The sequence below is a fragment of the Aestuariimicrobium soli genome, assembly GCF_051192575.1.
Taxonomy (GTDB): Bacteria; Actinomycetota; Actinomycetes; order Propionibacteriales; family Propionibacteriaceae; genus Aestuariimicrobium; species Aestuariimicrobium soli.
Genome location: NZ_JBPJSQ010000002.1, coordinates 475,265 through 494,494, shown reverse-complemented (window position 1 = coordinate 494,494; position 19,230 = coordinate 475,265). Strand labels below are relative to the sequence as shown.

General features: G+C 69.6%; 13 protein-coding genes. 6 read left to right on the top strand and 7 right to left on the bottom strand.

From position 1 onward, the window contains the following. The first annotated feature begins 3 nt into the window (after nucleotides 1-3). Together treY and holA are read left to right on the top strand one after the other, a co-directional pair. Nucleotides 4-4,125, top strand: a complete 4,122-nt coding sequence (gene treY / locus ACSDQ9_RS03570) for a malto-oligosyltrehalose synthase (RefSeq protein ID WP_435143650.1) — start codon at nucleotides 4-6, stop codon at nucleotides 4,123-4,125. Between the two features lie 48 nt (nucleotides 4,126-4,173). Next, complete coding sequence (gene holA / locus ACSDQ9_RS03565; protein WP_435143647.1) at nucleotides 4,174-5,151, top strand: DNA polymerase III subunit delta; 978 nt, start codon at nucleotides 4,174-4,176, stop codon at nucleotides 5,149-5,151. 175 nt (nucleotides 5,152-5,326) lie between these two features. Here holA and rpsT read toward each other — a convergent pair whose 3' ends face one another. Further along, nucleotides 5,327-5,590, bottom strand: a complete 264-nt coding sequence (gene rpsT / locus ACSDQ9_RS03560) for a 30S ribosomal protein S20 (protein WP_435143644.1) — start codon at nucleotides 5,588-5,590, stop codon at nucleotides 5,327-5,329. A 476-nt stretch (nucleotides 5,591-6,066) separates the two neighbouring features. Here rpsT and lepA point away from each other — a divergent pair, with 476 nt between their 5' ends. After that, nucleotides 6,067-7,926, top strand: coding sequence for a translation elongation factor 4 (gene lepA / locus ACSDQ9_RS03555; protein ID WP_435143641.1), 1,860 nt, complete (start codon nucleotides 6,067-6,069; stop codon nucleotides 7,924-7,926). 27 nt (nucleotides 7,927-7,953) lie between these two features. Here the strand turns inward: lepA and ACSDQ9_RS03550 are convergent, their stop codons facing one another. From ACSDQ9_RS03550 to ACSDQ9_RS03535, 4 genes are all read right to left on the bottom strand, one after another. Continuing rightward, nucleotides 7,954-8,787, bottom strand: a complete 834-nt coding sequence (locus tag ACSDQ9_RS03550; RefSeq protein WP_435143638.1) for a carbohydrate ABC transporter permease — start codon at nucleotides 8,785-8,787, stop codon at nucleotides 7,954-7,956. Nucleotides 8,788-8,789: 2 nt separating this feature from the next. Continuing rightward, nucleotides 8,790-9,779, bottom strand: coding sequence for a carbohydrate ABC transporter permease (locus ACSDQ9_RS03545; protein WP_435143635.1), 990 nt, complete (start codon nucleotides 9,777-9,779; stop codon nucleotides 8,790-8,792). Next, nucleotides 9,779-11,101, bottom strand: coding sequence for an ABC transporter substrate-binding protein (locus tag ACSDQ9_RS03540; RefSeq protein WP_435143632.1), 1,323 nt, complete (start codon nucleotides 11,099-11,101; stop codon nucleotides 9,779-9,781). The genes ACSDQ9_RS03545 and ACSDQ9_RS03540 overlap by 1 nt, the downstream gene beginning before the upstream one ends. 103 nt (nucleotides 11,102-11,204) lie before the next feature. Continuing rightward, nucleotides 11,205-11,726, bottom strand: coding sequence for a hypothetical protein (locus ACSDQ9_RS03535; protein WP_435143629.1), 522 nt, complete (start codon nucleotides 11,724-11,726; stop codon nucleotides 11,205-11,207). A 103-nt stretch (nucleotides 11,727-11,829) separates the two neighbouring features. On the opposite strand from ACSDQ9_RS03535, the gene hemW reads away from it, so the two are divergent. From hemW to ACSDQ9_RS03520, 3 genes are read left to right on the top strand one after another with little or no spacing between them, the layout of a single operon-like run. Next, nucleotides 11,830-13,092, top strand: a complete 1,263-nt coding sequence (gene hemW / locus ACSDQ9_RS03530; protein WP_435143626.1) for a radical SAM family heme chaperone HemW — start codon at nucleotides 11,830-11,832, stop codon at nucleotides 13,090-13,092. A 54-nt stretch (nucleotides 13,093-13,146) separates the two neighbouring features. After that, nucleotides 13,147-14,010 carry a DUF3097 family protein gene (locus tag ACSDQ9_RS03525; protein WP_435143624.1) on the top strand — a complete coding sequence of 288 codons (864 nt, stop codon included), beginning with the start codon at nucleotides 13,147-13,149 and terminating at the stop codon, nucleotides 14,008-14,010. Nucleotides 14,011-14,031: 21 nt separating this feature from the next. Next, nucleotides 14,032-14,844 carry an inositol monophosphatase family protein gene (locus ACSDQ9_RS03520; RefSeq protein ID WP_435143622.1) on the top strand — a complete coding sequence of 271 codons (813 nt, stop codon included), beginning with the start codon at nucleotides 14,032-14,034 and terminating at the stop codon, nucleotides 14,842-14,844. Here the strand turns inward: ACSDQ9_RS03520 and ACSDQ9_RS03515 are convergent. Next, entirely contained in the window at nucleotides 14,814-15,644 is an 831-nt protein-coding gene (locus ACSDQ9_RS03515) for a hypothetical protein (protein ID WP_435143619.1), read from the bottom strand. The two genes, ACSDQ9_RS03520 and ACSDQ9_RS03515, sit on opposite strands and share 31 nt — an antisense overlap. 37 nt (nucleotides 15,645-15,681) lie before the next feature. Further along, nucleotides 15,682-19,200, bottom strand: a complete 3,519-nt coding sequence (locus ACSDQ9_RS03510; RefSeq protein WP_435143616.1) for an ATP-binding cassette domain-containing protein — start codon at nucleotides 19,198-19,200, stop codon at nucleotides 15,682-15,684. Nucleotides 19,201-19,230 lie beyond the last annotated feature (30 nt).

The following is a 19,230-nucleotide window of genomic DNA, read 5'->3' as shown; positions in this document are numbered from 1 at the left end:
CCGATGCGCACCCCGGCGAGCACTTATCGACTGCAGATCACCGAGGACTTCGACCTCCTCGAGGCCGCGAAGCGGCTCACCTACCTGCACGCCCTCGGCGTGGACTGGGTCTACCTCTCTCCGCTGCTGGCGGCGGGCACGGGCTCCAGCCACGGCTACGACGTCTCTGACCACTCCTCGATCGACCCCACCCGCGGCCGTGGCGCCGGGTTGGCGGCGCTGGCCAACGAGGCCCACCGCCTCGGCATGGGCGTGCTGGTCGACATCGTGCCGAACCATGTCGGGGTGGCTCGTCCGTGGGAGAACCCGTGGTGGTGGCACGTGCTCACCCACGGGCAGGCCTCACCGTTCGCGACGGCCTTCGACATCGACTGGGAGGTCGCGGGTGGCCCCGGTTCGAGCGGCAAGGTGCGCATCCCGGTCGTCGGCGACGACGACCTGTTGCCCGACGGCACCATCGCGAACCTGCGCGTGCTCGCCGGCGAACTGCACTACCACGACAACCGCTACCCGCTGGCCCCCAACTCCGGCGGCCCCGACGATGATCCCAACGTCGTGCACGCCCGCCAGCACTACGAGCTGATCAGTTGGCGACGGGCCGACACCGACCTCAACTACCGCCGGTTCTTCGCCGTCAACGACCTGGTCGCCATTCGGGTGGAAGACCCCGAATGGTTCGCACGCAGCCACGAGGAGATCAAGCGCTGGTTCGACGAGGGCCTGGTCGACGGCCTACGCGTCGACCACCCCGACGGCCTGCGCGACCCGGTGCGCTACTTCGACGACCTCGCCGCCCTGACCCGCACCGCCGACGCTCCCGACGGGTCGTACGTGCTCATCGAGAAGATCCTCGAGCCGGGGGAGCACCTGCCCACCGGGTGGGCGACCAGTGGCACGACCGGCTACGACGCGATGGCCCTGATCGACCGGGTGCTCGTCGACCCCGCCGGCATGCAGCCGCTGAGTGACCTCACCGACTCCCTGGTCGGTCACGCCACCGACTGGCACGCCCTGATCCACGACACCAAGCGCACGGTGGCCGACACCATCCTGAACTCCGAGGTGCGTCGCATCGCCCGCGAGACCGGGCTTGAGACCGACGAGTCACTCGTCGACGCCGTCGCCGAACTGCTCGCCTGCTTCCCGGTGTACCGCAGCTACCTTCCCGAGGGGCGCGAGCACCTCGAGCGGGCCTTCTCGTCCGCCCACGAGCACCGCCCCGACCTGGCCGAGCAGTTCGCCCGGCTCGGCCCGGTGCTGTTCGACGGCGCCTCCGACGCCGCCCAACGCTTCCAACAGACCAGCGGCATGGTGATGGCCAAGGGCGTCGAGGACTGCGCCTTCTACCGCTGGTCACGTCTCACGAGCCTCAACGAGGTCGGCGGCGACCCGAGCGTCTTCTCGATCAGCCCGGACGAGTTCCACGCCGCGATGGCCACCCGCCACGAGACCTGGCCGGCCGCGATGACCGCCGGCTCGACCCACGACACCAAGCGCGGCGAAGACGTGCGCGCCCGCATCTCGGTGCTCGCCGAGCGTCCGCAGTGGTGGGCCAGCATCATCGCCGAGCTCGACAGCTTGGTGCCCCTGCCCGACCGAGGGTTCGCCCAGCTGCTCTGGCAGGCGATCGTTGGCGCATGGTCGTCCGACCCCGACCTGCGGGAACGGCTGCACGGTTACGCCATGAAGGCGATGCGCGAGGCGGGGGAGCGCACCACGTGGACCGCCCCCGACGAGTCCTTCGAGGCGGCCGTGCACGCTGCCGTCGACGCCTGCTTCGACGACCCCGCGGTGGCCCGGGTGGTGGGCGAGGCCGCGGCTGAAATCGCCGCCGCCGGCCACAGCAACGCCCTCGCCGCCAAGCTGGTCACGATCATGGCCCCCGGCGTTCCCGACATCTACCAGGGTTCCGAGCTGTGGGAGGACTCGCTGGTCGACCCCGACAACCGCCGGTCCGTCGACTTCGACCGTCGCGCCGGGCTGCTGGAGGGCATCCGGCTGGGCGATCGTCCGACCCTCGACGGCACGGTGGACGACCCCGGCGCCGCCAAGCTGTTGGTCACCCACATCGGCCTCACCACCCGCCGCGACCGAGCGGAGCTCTTCACCGACTACGCCCCCCTCGAAGCCACCGGCGAGGCCGTCGACCACGTGCTGGCCTTCGACCGCGGGGGAGCGATCGCCGTGGTGACCCGCCTGCCGCACGGTCTGGCCGAGCGGGGTGGCTTCGGTGAGACCCGCCTGCCGCTGCCGGGAGGCGAGTGGATCGACGCGCTCACCGACCGGCCGTTCGCCGGCTCGGTGCGGCTGGCCGACCTGCTCGACACCCACCCCGTGGCGCTGCTCGTGCGGCCCGTCCCGCGTCAGCTGCGCAACGGACGCGGACGATTCGACGTCTGGGCACCCCTTCCCGAGCGGGTTCGGCTGCAGGTGGGCGACCGCGTGCTGCCCATGACGCCGACCGGCGACGGTTGGTGGCAGCTCGATGGCCCCGAACCCCAGGGCGAGGTGGATTACGGCTACCTGCTGGACGACGACCCGACCCCCCGCCCCGACCCGCGCTCGCGCCGGCAGCCCGCCGGGGTGCATGCCCCGTCGCGCACTTTCGACGCCGACGCCTTCACCTGGACCGACCAGACCTGGACCGGGCGCCAGCTGGCCGGGGCCACCCTGTACGAGCTGCATCTGGGCACCTTCACCCCCGAGGGCACCCTCGATGCCGCCATCGGACGACTCGACCACCTCGTCGAGTTGGGCATCGACGTGGTCGAACTCATGCCCGTCAACGCCGTCAACGGGGTGCACAACTGGGGCTACGACGGGGTTTCCTGGACGGCCGTGCACGAGCCCTACGGTGGGCCCGCCGCCTACCAGCGGTTCGTCGACGCCGCACACGCCCGCGGGCTGGCGGTGATGCAGGACGTGGTGCACAACCACTTCGGGCCCTCGGGCAACTACCTGCCGCTGTTCGGCCCGTACCTCAAGCCCGGGCAGAGCACCTGGGGTGATCTGGTCAACCTCGACGGCGAGGGTGCCGCCGAGGTGCGCCGGTTCATTCTCGACGGCGTGCAGATGTGGTTCACCGACTTCCACGTCGACGGCCTGAGGCTCGACGCGGTGCACGCCCTCCGTGATGACTCCGACCTGCACCTGCTCGAGCAGATGGCCACCGAGACGGCCGCCCTGTCGGCGCACCTGGGTCGTCCGTTGACGCTGATCGCCGAGTCCGACCTGAACGACATCGCCATGGTGACCCCGCGCGAGGCCGGTGGCCTCGGCATCGACGCGCAGTGGTCGGACGACTTCCACCACGCGGTGCACGTGGCGCTCACCGGCGAGACCGACGGCTACTACGCCGACTTCGCCCCGCTGTCGGCGTTGCAGAAGGTGATCACGCAGGGGTTCTTCCACGACGGCAGCTACTCGAGTTTCCGCGGACGCGACCACGGTCGTCCGATCGACACCTCGCGGGTGCCCGGCTGGCGGTTGGTGGTGGCCAACCAGAACCACGACCAGATCGGCAACCGGGCCCGCGGCGATCGGCTCGCCGAGGTGCTCGACGACGACCAGCTGGCGGTGGCGGCCCTGTTGACGCTGGCGGGTCCGTTCACACCCATGCTCTTCCAGGGCGAGGAGTGGGCGTCGTCCAGCCCGTTCCAGTTCTTCACCTCGCACCCCGAACCGGAGCTGGGTCGGGCGGTGAGCGAGGGACGACTGGCCGAGTTCGCCGCCATGGCCTGGGATGCCGACCAGGTGCCCGACCCGCAGGACGAGGCCACCTTCGTGCGTTCGAAACTCGACTGGGACGAGCGCGACCACGGGCGACACGCCCGGGTGTTGGCCTGCTACCGCGAGCTGCTGCGGCTGCGGAAGCGGCTGCCGGCTCTCACCGAGCCCGATCTGCGGCTGACCGCCTGCGCAGTGGACGAGGACCTGGGCACGTTGCTGATGACCCGGCAGTCCAGCGCCGGGGCCACGGTGAGGGTGGCGGTCAACTTCTCCGACGAGCCGACCGAGGTGGCGGTCGAGGGGGCGGTGGCGGTGATGTTCGCGACGCCGAGCGGTGCCGAACTCGTCGGTGACGTGGTGCACCTGCCGCCGCACGGCGGCGCGCTGCTGGTGTGAGTGTGGGGCTGGTGTGAGTGTGTCGGAGCTGGCTGGCATCATGAGCGCATGAGTGCCGCACAGGCTGCCATGGGACGAGCCCTGCTGGTCGCGGGGCCCGAGTCGCTGCTGGCGGAGCGGCACGTTGCCGCGCGCGTGAAGGCCGCCCAGCAGCAGGCACCGCAGGCCGACCTGCACCGGGTCGAGGCCGCCGCCGTCGACGCCGGCACGTTCGCCGAACTGACCGGGGGATCGCTGTTCTCCACGGCCTCGATCGTGGTGCTGAACGACATCTCGGGCCTCGACCAGTCGCTGTTCGACCTCGTCGCCGCCACCGCCGCGAACCCGCCGGACGAACTGAGTCTGGTGATGACGCATCCGGGTGGTGTGAAGGGCAAGGCCCTGCTCGACAAGCTCAAGAAGGCCAAGGTCGAGACCCTCGAGGCGCCCACCATCAAGGCGTGGGAGCTGGGCAAGTTCGTCGAGTCCGAGGCGAGGCGGGCCAAGGTGCGCCTCGGTGGCGGAGCGGCCCAGGCGTTGGTCGACGCGATCGGCGCCGACCCGCGGGCGCTGGCCGCGGCCGTCACCCAGCTGGGGGACGATCTCGGCGACCAGCCGCTGACCGTCGAGTCGATCCAGACCTACTTCGGCGGACGAGCCGAGGTCACCAGCTTCGCCGTGGCCGATGACGTGATGGCGGGCCGCACCGGTGATGCACTGGAGAAGTTGCGCTGGGCCTTGGCGACGGGGGTGGCGCCGGTGCTCGTGACCAGCGCGGTGGCGAACTCGCTGCGCGGGCTGGGGAAGTACCACGACCTGCGGTCGTCCCGACTGAACGATGGTGAGCTGGCCCGCCAGATCGGGGTGCCGCCGTGGAAGGTGAAGGACCTCGCCCGACTGTCACGGGCCTGGAGCCCGCGGGCGGTCGCCGACGGTGTGGTGGCGGTGGCCGTGGCCGACGGTGCCGTCAAGGGAGTGGCGGCCGATCCGGACTTCGCCCTCGAGCAGATGCTGCTGGCCCTGGATCGGGCCCGCGCGGCGCGCTGAGGCTGTCGCACGTCAGGCTGTCGACGATCTGGCTGTCGACGCAATCAGGCTGTCGAAATGGGGGGGAGGGGACAACACAGCGCCCCCGATCACCCAGAAGGATCGGGGGCGCTGCATCACAGCTGGTGAGCGACCGTCAGCTGCCCCGAAGGGTGCGCGGCCTGCTCGGGGGAGCTCAGGAGAGCTTGGCGGCAGCCTTCGAGATCGACGACTTGCGGTTGGCGGCCTGGTTGGCGTGGATGACGCCCTTGCTGGCGGCCTTGTCGAGGGCCTTGTTGGCGGCCTTCGCGAAGTCGAGAGCCTTGTCGTTGTCGCCGGCCTCGACGGCCTCGCGGAAGCGACGCACGTGGGTCTTCAGAGCCGACTTGACGGCCTTGTTGCGCTGACGCGCCTTCTCGTTGGTCTTGATGCGCTTCATCTGCGACTTGATGTTTGCCATCGGGCAGGCTCCAACTTTCTCGAAATCCAGGGTCTGGGTGGTGCGGCACCGTCATCGTCACCCGAGGGTGGTCAACGCGGCGCACGCGCGAACAACAAAGTTACCAGCCCGGCACCCGCCGCCCAAATCGGGGCGGCTGCTGGCGGTTGCTGCGCCGCGGCCTCCGGGTTCGTCCGCCCCAACCCGCAGTTCGTCCGCCAGCTCGCCGGTTCGTCCACCCACTCGCCGGTTCGTCCACCCACTCGCCGGTTCGTCCACCCATCTCCCCTTGGCTTCAGTTCATGAACATGGCTTCCGTCCTGAACCGAAGCCATGTGCACGAACTGAAGCCAAGTCGGGGAAGGCGGGCCGGGGGTGGGGATGGCGGGCCTGGGGGCCGGGGGATGGGATGGGCAGGCACCAGCGAAGGTGCGTCCCACGTGCGCGCGTGAGAGACTGGGGAGCCGCTCACACCCGACCCTGACTGGATCTGCTGCATGCCCGTTTCGACCCACGCACCTGCACCCGGCGCCACGCCGTCGGACGTGATCCGCAACTTCTGCATCATCGCGCACATCGACCACGGCAAGTCGACGCTGGCCGACCGCATGCTGCAGGCCACCGAGGTCGTCGACCCGCGCGCCATGCGGGCCCAGTACCTCGACCGCATGGACATCGAGCGGGAACGTGGCATCACCATCAAGTCGCAGGCCGTGCGCATGCCCTGGGATCTCGACGGCACCACCCACGTGCTGAACATGATCGACACCCCCGGTCACGTCGACTTCACCTACGAGGTGTCGCGCTCGCTGGCGGCGTGCGAGGGTGCGATCCTGCTGGTCGACGCCGCCCAGGGCATCGAGGCCCAGACGTTGGCCAACCTGTACCTGGCCATGGAGGCCGATCTGCACATCATTCCGGTGCTCAACAAGATCGACCTGCCCAGCGCGAACCCCGACAAGTTCGCCGCCGAACTGGCCGGCATCATCGGCTGCGACCCCTCCGACGTGCTGCGCGTGTCGGCGAAGACCGGCGTCGGTGTCACCGACCTGCTCGACGAGATCGTCCGCCAGATTCCCGCCCCCGTGGGCGACCCGAAGGCGCCGGCCAGGGCGCTGATCTTCGACTCCGTCTACGACACCTACCGCGGCGTGGTGACCTACGTGCGGGTGGTCGACGGTGAGCTGTCGCACCGCGAGCGCATTCTGATGATGTCGACGAAGGCCACCCACGAGGTGCTCGAGGTGGGCGTGATCTCGCCCGAACCGATCAAGGCCGGTGCGCTGGGCGTCGGCGAGGTCGGCTACCTGATCACCGGGGTGAAGGACGTGCGTCAGTCGCGCGTCGGTGACACCGTCACCCTCACGTCGCGGCCCGCCACCCAGGACCTGGGCGGTTACAAGCACCCCAACCCGATGGTCTTCGCCGGTCTCTACCCGATCGACGGGGACGACTTCCCCGAACTGCGCGAGGCGCTCGACAAGCTGCAGCTCAACGATGCCGCCCTCACCTACGAGCCCGAGACCTCGGGCGCACTGGGCTTCGGTTTCCGCGTGGGCTTCCTCGGGCTGCTGCACATGGAGATCGTCCGCGAACGCCTCGAACGCGAGTTCAACCTCGACCTGATCTCGACCGCCCCCAACGTGGTCTACCGGGTGGCGATGGAGGACGGCACCGAGCACACGGTCACCAACCCGTCGGAGTACCCCGAGGGCAAGATTGCCGAGGTGTACGAGCCGATGATCAAGGCGACGCTGCTGGCGCCGGCGGAGTACATCGGCACCATTCTCGAACTGTGCCAGACCCGCCGCGGCATCCAGCTCGGGCTGGACTACCTGTCGGAGGACCGCGTCGAGATCCGCTACCGGCTGCCGCTGGGCGAGATCGTGTTCGACTTCTTCGACGCCCTGAAGTCGCGGACGAAGGGCTATGCCTCCCTCGACTACGAACCCGACGGCGAGGCCGCCAGCGACTTGGTGAAGGTCGACATCCTGCTGCACGGAGACCCGGTGGACGCCTTCTCGGCGATCGTGCACAAGGACAAGGCCTACGCCTACGGCGTGGCGATGGCGGCCAAGCTCAAGGACCTGATTCCCCGCCAGCAGTTCGAGGTGCCGATCCAGGCCGCGATCGGCGCCCGGGTGATCGCCCGCGAGACCATTCGCGCCATGCGCAAGGACGTGCTCGCCAAGTGCTACGGCGGTGACATCAGCCGCAAGCGCAAGCTCCTGGAGAAGCAGAAGGAGGGCAAGAAGCGCATGAAGATGGTCGGACGCGTCGAGGTGCCCCAGGAGGCCTTCGTGGCCGCGCTGCAGACCGGCGAGGGCTCCAAGGAGAAGGACAAGAAGCAGGGCTGAGCGGGCGGGTTCCTCTGGCCTACGTGATCACTTGATGCCCGAGGTCTCGACTCCCTCGACCAGCCACCGCTGCAGGAACAGGAAGACGATCACCACCGGCACCACGGCCACCAGCGCGCCGGCGAACAGTTCGGGATACTTCACGCCCTGCGAGGTCATGAACTGACTCAGGGTGAGCTGGATCGTCCGGGTGTTGTCGCGGGCGATGAGCAGTGGCCACAGGAACGCATTCCAGGCCCCGATGAAGGTGATCGTGCCCACTGCGCCGACGATGCCCATCGAGTTGGGCACCACCACCCGCCAGAACGTCGACCACGGGTTGGCGCCGTCGATGGCTGCCGCCTCTTCGAGTTCGACCGGGAAGGTGAGGAAGTTCTGCCGGAACAGGTAGACGGCGAAGGCCGAGAACATCACCGGAATGATGAGTCCTCGCAGGGTGTCGATCCAGCCGAACTGGGCGGTCATCACGAACGTGGGCAGGAAGGTGACCGCGGCCGGCACCATCAGCGTGAACAGGGTGATGCCCGTCAACACCTTGCCGAGACGGTTGTCGAGCCGGGCCAGTGCGTACCCGGCCAGCAGCGCCACCACGATGGTCAGCACCGTCTGGCCGACCGACTGCAGGGCCGAGTGCCACAGCGCCCCGAGAATGTCGAGTTGCTCGTCGGTGAGCATGCGCTGCAGCACGCCGAAGTCCCACGCCTTCGGGATCCACTGCCAGCGGGCGGCAACGATCGTGGAGTTGTCAGAGAAGGCGTTGCGCACGATCACGTAGAACGGCAGCAGGAACAACACGGCCAGCACGACCAGCACCACGTACCGCACGGCCGACGCCGCCCGGGAGCCCTTCGAGGCCACCATGCTCATTTCTCACCCCGGTTCAGCAGCCAGTTCTGGGCCAGCCCGAAGGCCACGATCAGGGCCGTGACGATCATCGTGCCCGCGCCGCCCAGACCGAGGTCGACCTGTGACCCGCCCAGGCTGAGCAGGTACAGGTGCACCAGCGGCGGCCGGGCGAACGTCGGATACGAGCCGATCGCCCCGAACAGGTTGAAGAACTCGTCGAAGGCCTGGAAGGCGCTGATCAGCAGCAGCATCATCACCGCCACCGTGGTCGTCCGCAGCTGGGGAAGGGTGATCCAGCGCAACTTGCGCCAGCCGGTGGCCCCGTCGATCGCCGCCGCCTCGTAGGTGTCGAGGGGAATCCGGTTGAGCCCGGCGATCAGCAGAATCATGTAGAAGCCGACCTGCAGCCACAGCCGCAGCGTGATCACGACCATCCAGTACCAGGAGTTGTCGCCACCCAGCAGCCACGCCTTGTTCTCGCCCCCGAACTGCCGCAGCAGGGAGTTGGCCAGGCCGAAGCGGGCCCCGTTGAAGAAGCTGAGCCGCCACACCATGGCCGCCACCACGTACGAGACCGCCGTCGGAATGAAGAACACCGAGCGGAAGAACGCTCGTCCGACCTTGACCCCGTCGAGCAGCAGTGCGAGGCCCAGCGAGCAGACGTAGGTCACGGGCACGATGAAGGCCGCGAACACCACGAAGGTGACGATCGACGAGCGGAACATCGGGTCGCCGAGCAGGTATCGATAGTTGTCGAGGCCCACGAACTTGGTGGGCTTCACCGTCGCGCGTGCGTCGAAGAACGACAGGTAGGCCGACCAGCCGATCGGCACGTAGACGAACACCAGCAGGCCGACCACGAAGGGAAGCGCGAACGCCAAGAACCACAGGTTGCGCCCCTGCCGGCCGGCGATCCGCGCCCACGTCGAGGCGGGACGAGGCCGCTGCCCGTTCGGCAGCAGCCCCGCCCCGTCGCGGGCGGCGGAGTCGCCGGTGGGCTGACTCATCAGCCCTTGAGGCGCTTGAGCTCGTCCTTGGCCTTCTGGGCCACCGACTCGAACTCCTTGGCGGGGTCGGCGCCCTTGGTGATCACGTTCGACACGGCGGCACCGTAGGCCTCGCCGAGAGCACCCGACCACATGATGTCGTTGGTGAACCCGTTGTCGGCGACGAACTTGGCCGCATCGGCGCCGGGGCCGGAGGCGAGCTTGTCGGCCTTGGCGACCAGCGAGAGCTTGGCGGGAATGTGGGTGCCGTAGGAGTTGGCGAAATCGACCTGGTCGTCGTCATTGTCGATCCACAGCCACTTGACGAAGGCCTTGGCCGCCTCGATGTTCTTGCCCTTGGCAGCAACGCAGGCACCGAAGGCGCCGAACGGCACTGCCGGACGACCCGCGGTGCCGATCGCGGGGAAGGCCAGCACGCCGAAGTCGTCACCCAACGCCTTCTGGATGTCGGGCATCGACCAGAGCCCGCCCCACTGCATAGCGGTCTCGCCCTGTGCGAAGGGGGTGCCGTCGTACCACTCCTTCGAGGCGGCCTTGAGCAGCCCCTTGCCGTTCTTGTAGAAGTCGGCGTAGGCCTTGAGCCCGTCGTAGAAGTTGGGGTTGAAGAAGGTGGCCTCGGTGCGGTCGGTGTTGAGCTGCTCGTTGCCAGACGCCCAGATGAAGATGGTGCCGAGCACGCCCAGACCACCGTCGTTGCCGGCGAAGAACCCGCCCATGTCGGCCGTCGCGACGGCGTTGGCGACGTCGATCAGTTCGGCCAGGGTCTTCGGGGGCTGCTTGCCGGCCTTCTCGAGCACCGACTTGCGGTAGTAGAGCAGCTGCATGTCGATGACCTGCGGAATGCCGTAGATCGTGCCGTCGAAGGTGAACCGCTCGACCACCTTGGGGCTGAACTGGTCCTTCACCGAGTCGAAGATGTCGTTGAGGCCCACGATCTGCTTGCCCTGGATCATGTCGAGCGAGCCGCCCTGCTCGGCCTCGAAGACATCGGGCACGTCGTTGGTGAGCAGTGTGGCCGACAGCTTCTTGTTGTAGTCACCCACGTTCCAGGTCACCTTCACGTCGGCGTCGGGGTAGGCGGCCGCGTACTTCTCGACGGCCTCCTTCACGCCGGCCTCGCCGTACTCGTGGTACCACTGCTGCAGCGTGGGCTTGGGCCCACCGGCCGAGGCCGATGTCGACGCCGAGACGCCGCCGGTGTCGGCCGAGGAGGGGGCGGACGAGGTGCCGATGCCGCCGGAGTTGCTTCCGCAGGCGGCGAGGGTGGCCAGGGCGGCGATTCCGCCAGTGGCGCCGAGGATGGAGCGACGAGACAGGTTCATGATGGACACACTAGAACTCCCCTGTGACAGTTGCGTCGGTGTTCGCCGAGGGTGAGCCGATTCGTGACCTGCTCGAGACCCCCAGGTCGGCTCGTGGTGGGGGTCAGGAGCTGAATTCCAGCACCCTGGCTCGGTAGCCGATGCCGTCAACGACCAGGATGGTGTAGCTCCTGGTGCTCACCCGTGAGCCGTCCTGCGGGACGGGTTCGGAGGGCGACAGGGTGCGAATGGCTTGTTTGGCCTCGTCAGAATCGGGCCAGGCCGTCACCCGGGACACCGGGATCGTCCCGATGCTGGCGTGGCCCTCGTCCATCAGGCAGAAGTCGACCTGCCTGCCGACCAGCGCGGCATGGTCGTCGGGACGAAGCTCGCGGGCGGTAGGTGCGGCCGCGAGGCAGCCGCGCTGGGCGGCGGCCAGTGTCTGGGCATCGAGCGACACCGTGGGGGCCGGTGCAGGCGAGGGCGCCGCTGAGATCGTGGTCGGCGGCAGGGACTCGTGTGGAGTCGGCGTGGCTGCACCCGAGCTGCACCCCGCCAGCTGCACCAGACCGGCGACGGCAACAGTCAGGGCACCAGCAGGCAGGGTTCCCTGCAGCAGTGCGTGGGCTGATCGGTGCTTCGCCATGACTCATGGTCACCTCCACCCCCCCCCGGGGCAAGTCCCTCGACCCTACCGTGACCACATCGAGACCGATGTCCCCGCGAGCGCGCGCCCTACAGTGGTCACCATGCCCTCTGCGCTGCCCGACGGTGAGCCCGTCCCCGACGACGGAACGCTCCCCGCCGAGGCGCTGGCAGAGCTGGGCGCAGCCGACTCCGGTTCAGGGGAGCACGGATTGTCGGTCTACCTGCACGTGCCGTTCTGCTCGTCGCGGTGCGGCTACTGCGACTTCAACACCTACACCCCCGCCGAGCTCGGGGGGCTCTCGATCGCCGACTACCTGACTGCGGCTCACCGCGAGATCGACCTCGCGGCACGCGTGCTCCCGGACGACCGCCCGCCCCTGAAGTCGGTGTTCATCGGCGGCGGCACCCCGTCGCTGCTGTCCTCCGACCAGTACCGCTCGCTGCTGGACCACCTGCGCGAGGCGTTCGGGTTCGCCGAGACCTGCGAGGTGACCACCGAGGCCAACCCGGAGTCGACCACGCCCGAGCTGCTCGCCGGCATGCTCGAGGCCGGGGTGAACCGGCTCAGCCTGGGGATGCAATCGGCTCGTCCGCACGTCCTGCAGCTGCTCGAGCGGGCCCACACCCCGGGGCGCGCGCTCGAGGTGGTCGCGGACGCCCGCGCCGCCGGGTTCGACGACGTCTCGCTCGACCTGATCATGGGCACGCCGGGGGAGTCGCTGGACGACTGGCGGGCCTCCGTCGAGTCGGCCCTGAGTGCCGACGTCGACCACCTCAGCGCCTACTCGCTGATCGTCGAACCCGGTACCCGGTTCGCGCGGCAGGTCGAGCGCGGGAACATCCCGCTGCCCGACGAGGACGACCTGGCCGACAAGTACCTGCTCACCGAAGACCTGCTCACCCGCGCGGGCTTCGTCAATTACGAGGTCTCGAACTGGGCGCGTCCTTCCGGCGACGGGTCGGGGCGAGCGCACCGCAGTGAGCACAACCTTGCCTACTGGCGCGGCGACCACTGGTGGGGCGTCGGCCCCGGCGCGCACTCCCATGTCGGTGGCGTGCGTTGGTGGAACGTCAAGCACCCGCGCACGTATGCGAAGGCACTGGACGAGGGCCGATCCCCGGGCGCCGGACGAGAACTGCTCACGGCGGAACAGCGCCGGGTCGAGCGGGTGATGCTGGAGTTGCGGATTGCCGACGGTCTGCCGCTGTCGGTGCTGACGCCTGCCGAGCGGGAGCGGGTGAGCGACCCGGTGGATCGTGGGTTGGCGTTCGTCACCGAAGGGCCCGACGGGGGAGAGCGGCTGGTGCTCACGCTCGAGGGACGCCTGCTGGCCGACGCAGTCATTCGCGACCTGCTCGACTGACGGACCGCCCGCCGTGCGGAAGTGGGGCGTTCGGGATGGGTAGGCTCGACTTCCGTGACTTCCCCCACCTCGCCCTTCGCCGATCGTTACGGACGCGACGTGCTGGCCGCGCCGCGTGAGAAGCCCAAGCCCCGCGAACTCGCCCTCGAGCGCGACCTCGTGCTCGAGGTGCCAGGTGACTTCACCGGTGCCGTCGTCGGCTGGGAGAACGGGCTGGTGCTGCTCGAGGACCGCAAGGGCAAGCGCCGCGCCTTCCCCGTCGGTGGCACCTTCTGGGTCGACGGCCTGCCGGTCGCGGTCCGCATTCCTCCCCGCGCCGGCAGTGCCCGACCCACCCACACCGCCTCGGGTTCTCGGGCGACCACCACCACCGCGAAGGTGGCCCTGCCCAGCCGCATCTACGTCGAGGGCCGCCACGACGCCGAACTGGTCGAGAAGGTCTGGGGCGACGACCTGCGCCACGTCGGCGTGGTCGTGGAGTACCTCGGGGGCATCGACGACCTGCCCGGCATCATCGGCGAGTTCCGTCCCGAACCCGGGCGCCGTCTCGGGGTGCTTGTCGATCACCTGGTGCCCGGCTCGAAGGAGTCCCGGATCGCGGCCGAATGTCATCGGTCGGGCTACGGGGATCACCTGATGATCACCGGGCACAGCTACATCGACATCTGGCAGGCCATCAAGCCCGCCGCCCTCGGCTTCAAGGCGTGGCCGGCCGTGCCCAAGGACGAGGACTGGAAGAAGGGCACGCTCAAGCGCCTCGGCCTGCCACATGCCGAACAGGCCGACGTGGCCCGCGCGTGGCAGGCAATGCTGGCGAAGGTGACCTCGTTCCGCGACCTGGACGGCCGATTGAACACCGAGGTCGAGAAGTTGATCGACTTCGTCACCGCAGACCACCTCGACACCCTCGACGCCTGACCACCCGAAAGAGAGGCACCGATGACCACCGTGAAGGCACCCGCCACCCAAGCCGTGCTCGAGCAGATCCACCTGGTCGTCGAGGAGGTCATCCATCCGCGCTGGCGCAACCTCGATGCCGGCGAGATCGACGAGAAGCGGCCGGGTGATCTGGTCACCGTCGCCGACCGCGAGTCGGAGGAGGTGCTCACCGAGTGGTTCGCGATGGTCGCCCCCGATGCACTGGTGGTGGGGGAGGAGGCCGTCTTCTCCAACCCGTCGCTGCCCGAGGGCCTGGCCGCCGCCGAGCTGGCCTACACCGTCGACCCGGTCGACGGCACCAGGAACTTTGCGTCGGGCAGCCCCGACTACGGGGTGATGGTGGCCGAGCTGCGTCGCGGGGTCACGACCAGGTCGTGGATCGTCCAGCCCGAGCACGGCCGGGACTTCGTGGCCGAGAGGGGTGCAGGGGCCACCCTCAACGGATCGGCGCTGCCCGCGCTCGTGGCCAGTTCTGCCCCACGCGGCATGTCGTCACGCCGCGAACTGCACGACGTCACCATCGCGGACGACTGGCAGCCGGTCACCGAGACGGCCCTGTGCTGCGCCATCGACTATCCGATGCTCGCGCTCGGCGAGGTCGACTTCGTCTGCTACTGGAACCTCAACCCCTGGGACCATCTGCCCGGCGCCCTGCTGATCCGCGAGTTGGGCGGCAGTGTGGCGCTGCTCGAGGGCGGTGAGTACCAGTTGTCGCTCACGCAGAAGGGGCTGGTGGCGGGGTCCTCGTCCGAGGTGACCGAGACGGTGCGCCGTCGGTGGCGTCAGCTGCTGGACGAGCGCCCGGCGCGCTGACCCCTCAGCGCCACGGCGAGCCCCACACAGGCGGCAGCCGCGGCCAGCAGCGCCACGACCTTGACGAGCACGAGCGCCCGGAAGACCAACCACACGGGTGCCACAGTGGGGAACCTGCCCAGGCTGTCGCCGATGGCCGGCACCAGTGGCACCACGAGGGTGATCAGCGCCGCCGCGGCCACCGGCCAGCGCCGCAGGCTCACTGCCACCCCGATCAGGACGATCGCGAGCGGCACCATGGCCGACAACAACGGTCCCGTGACCGGCGGCGCCTCGCGCGACCAGCCGATCAGGACCAGGAGCTGGTCGTGGAAGTGCACCAGCACCATGGCCAGCCCGGCCAGCAGCACGCCGACGGTGGCCGTGGGCGGCCACACCCGGGTACGTCCCGCGAGTGAGACCACCACCCCCACCACGGCCAGCCCGACCACGACGAGGTTCTCCGCGAGCTGATCCGGCCGTAGCACGCCCGCACTCACGGACACGTCGGCGACATGCAGTGCCAGGAAGCCGCCGAGGGCGCCCAGCTCCACCAGCCCGGCCAGCAGGGCCACGACCGTGAGTCCCAGCCGACGCAGGGACGTCGCGGCCACTGCCAGCAGGATCGTCGCGAACACCATCTGTTGGAACCATTGGGCCACCAGCAGCACGGGGTTGAGTTCGCTGCGGCGCTGCACCAGCTCGTTGGCGACCACCCCGAGGCAACTGGCCAGGTACCCCCAGCCGACGAGGACGAGGACTGCCAGTAGGGCCCAGCCGCGCCCCACTGTGGGGCGGACGGGATGGGGGGCTTGGGTCATGATGCCCAGTCAATCGCGCCGGCGGTTCAGGCCGGGGTCAGCCGGCGAGATGGCCCCACTGCAGCGACAGGTCGTCCCAGTGCCCGACGGCAGCCACCTCACCGTCGACCATCACGACGACCCGGTCGGCTCGCGCCAACGCCGCCCGCTTCGAGGTCGCCCCCACCACGGTGGCCGAGCGTTGCCGCAGGGCCTGCCACAGTTCGATCTCGGTCTTGGCGTCGAGGGCGGACGAGACGTCGTCGGCCAGCAGCAGTTCCGCGTTGGCGGCCAGGGCCCGGGCCAGCGCGAGGCGCTGCACCTGTCCGCCGGACAGCCGCACACCGCGGTGACCGACCATGGCGAAGGCGCCACCGGCGTCCTCCACGTCGGGAGTCAGTCGGGCGTCGGAGACGGGAGCGTCGAACGCGCGGGTGAACCCCAACTGCACGTTGTCGGCGAAGGTGCCCGACATCACCCGGGGAACCTGGGCGACGTAGGCCACCTGGCCGGGGCGCATGAACAGTTCGGCATCAGAGACCACTTCGCCGTTCCACAAGACATCGCCGGAGTAGTCGATCAGTCCCGCCAGGGTGCGCAGCAGACTCGACTTGCCGGAACCGACCTGGCCGAGCAGCAGCACCAGTTCGCCTCGGTTGACCGTCAACGAGACGTTCTCGACGCCGACGGTGCCGTCCTCGTGGATGGCGGTGACGTCGCGCACCGTGAGGCTCTCGAGCGGGATCTGCCGCACCGTCGGGGCCGCCGGGGCCTCGCCGGTCTCGAGATTGACGCCGGCGGGCAGGTCGACGAGATCGACGCCGCCGGCCATGCGCTGCGTCGCCTGCTGCCAGGAGCGGGTGCCGGGCGCCTCGGTGACGACGGCACCGGCAACTCGTCCGAACCATTCGAAGCCGTTGAGGGCGTTGACGACCAGCAGCGCCGTCGCCAGCCCCCACCAGCCGCCCACCACGGCGGCCCAGACCGCCACGATGCCCACCTTGATCATGATCACGGGAACCGAGTCGAGCACCGCCTGCACGTGGTGTTCACGCACGGCGGCGTCGACACGGCCCGCGTCGACGTCGAGCAGGTGGCGGTGGACCTCGGGGGTGCGTCCCGCCAGTTTGACCGTCCGCGCCGACTCCAAGGCCGAGACCAGGGCTCGTCCGAAGGTGGCGCGCATGGCCGAGGCCTTCGTGGCCGTGCGCCCCGCGATCGGACGACCGATGGCCGAGGCGATGGTGGCGGCCACCACGACGGCCAGCAGCACGGCGCCCGCCAGCGGGTTGGCGGCGGCGATCGCCGTGACCGCCACCACCAGCAGGCCGTTGACGAAGTCGACCCACCGGTCGGCATAGCGGGCGTAGCGGTCGGCGTCCATGGCACGGGCGACCACCTCGCCCGCGGGCACCTTCTCGAGACGGTGCTGGGCGGTCTGGCCGACCAGCACCGACAGGCGCACCCGCAGCAGCACCTCGATCCACCACCGCGGGTAGCGGGCGATGGCCTCCGACAGCATCACCGGGCCGGCGAACACCATCACCACCAGCGCCGCCAGCCACCACCACGGCTGCTCGCCGGCGGCCACCTGCTCGACGGCGTGACCCCACGCGAAGCCGGTCAGGGCCCCGGCGGATCCGGTGAGCGAGACCCCGAGGAACAGCCCGACTGACAGCAGGCCCCAGTCGGGCCGTACCTTGAGGGCGTTCCAGATGCCCCGGGTCAGGGACGGCCCGTCGCTGGTCTCGGTTCGCTGCGGCACCTCGCGGCGACGTCGGGCGCTGCCGACGGCCTCCGCGGGCTGGTCACCGTCGTCGGAGCCGCCGTCGGACTCGACGCCCAGGCCGGCGCTGCCCGCCGAGAGCAGCAGGTCGCGGAACGGCCCGTCGGTGTGGCTGAGGGAAGCCTGTGGTCCGAACTGGACGACCTCGCCCGCCCTCATCACCGCCACCAGATCGGCGCGCGCGATGGTCGACAGCCGGTGGGCGACCAGCAGTCCCGTGCGCCCCCGCAGCAGGCGGTCGGAGGCCGCGACGACGCGCGCCTCGGTGAGGGGGTCCATGCGGGCAGTCGCCTCGTCCAGCACGACGACGTGCACGTCGCGGATCAGCAGGCGCGCAAAGGCGACCATCTGTTCCTCGCCCGCCGACAACGTCGTGCCGCCGGGGCCGAGCAGGGTGTCGAGGCCCTGGTCGAGGCCGGCGACCCAGTCGGTGAGGCCCAGTTCCTCGACCACCTCGACCACGCGGGTGCGGGGCAGGTCGGCGTACAGCGTGATGTTGTCGGCGAGGGTGCCGGCCAGGATCTCGGTGCGTTGGGTGACCACACCGACCTGGCGCCGCAGGTTCTGCAGGTCGAGCTCGAGCACGTCGACGCCCCCGAGCAGCACGCTGCCAGCGGGGGGTTCGACGGCGCGGCTGATCAGCGAGGCCAGCGTCGACTTGCCGGAACCGGATCGCCCGACCAGCGCGAGCGTCTGCCCGGCGGGCACGTGCAGGGTGATGTCGCGCAGCGAGAAGGTGCCCTCCTCGTAGGCGAACGTCAGGTGGCGGAAGTCGAGGTCGACCTCGTCGGAGGTGATCTGCCGACCGCCGACCGGCTCGGGCTCGAGCGCCATCATCTGGCGCAGGCGGGCGACGGCACCGAGACCGGCCTGGATGTCGGGCATCTGTTCGGCGACGAAGCCGACGACCCCGACGAACTGGCTGGTGATCAGGAAGAGGGTGACCAGTTGGGCCACCGAGGTGTGACCGGCGGTGGCCATGACGACGCCGGTGACCGCGACCGCGGCCAGCAGGGCGTTCAGCAGGATGATGCCCCGCAGCAGGATCTTCTTCTCCAGGTCGAGCACGGCCTTGAACGTGCGGTGCACGTCGGCCGACAACTGGGCGAGACGCCGAATGGCGAACGACTGACCCAGGCTGGTGCGCAGGTCGTCGCGGCCGGCGATGCCCTCCTCGAGGGCGGCGGCATGGTCGGTCCACGCGGCCTCTTCGACGATCTTGCGTTCCTGGATGGGCTTGAGCAGCGAGCGCATGCCGAGCCAGGTGAGCCCGGCGAAGGCCGGGAACATGATCCACGCGGGCCACCAGGTGAGCCCGGCGATGATCCACATGGGCACGGCGCCGAACAGTGCACGGAGCACCATCCAGGACTGCCAGCGCATCAGGTTGCCGACCTCGCGGGTGTCGTCGTCGACCCGGTCGAGCACCTCGCCGACGGCCTGTTCGCCGAGGTGGGCGAGCGGTTGGTTGAGCGCGGCGTCGAGCAGGTCGCGCCGCAGCCCACCCTCGACGCGGTCGATCTCACCGAACCACAGGTAGCGGCCGAACATGTCGAGGATCGATCCGCCGACCATGGCGATGGCGAGCCAGCGGACGAGGTCCCACGTCGGCTGCTGCGCGAGTTGGCCGGCGAAGACGTTGCCGAGCACCATCGCCAGCGACCCGATGGCGAGCACGACCAACGCGACGGTGTTCACGGGCGTGCGCACGCGCCGCCAGTCGACGGTGCGGGTGGCGGTGGGGTGGGCGGTCGTCTGGACGGTCGGGGCGGGGCTCAGGGAGGTGCTCATGGCACCGATCAGCGTAGGCGGGGGGTCCGA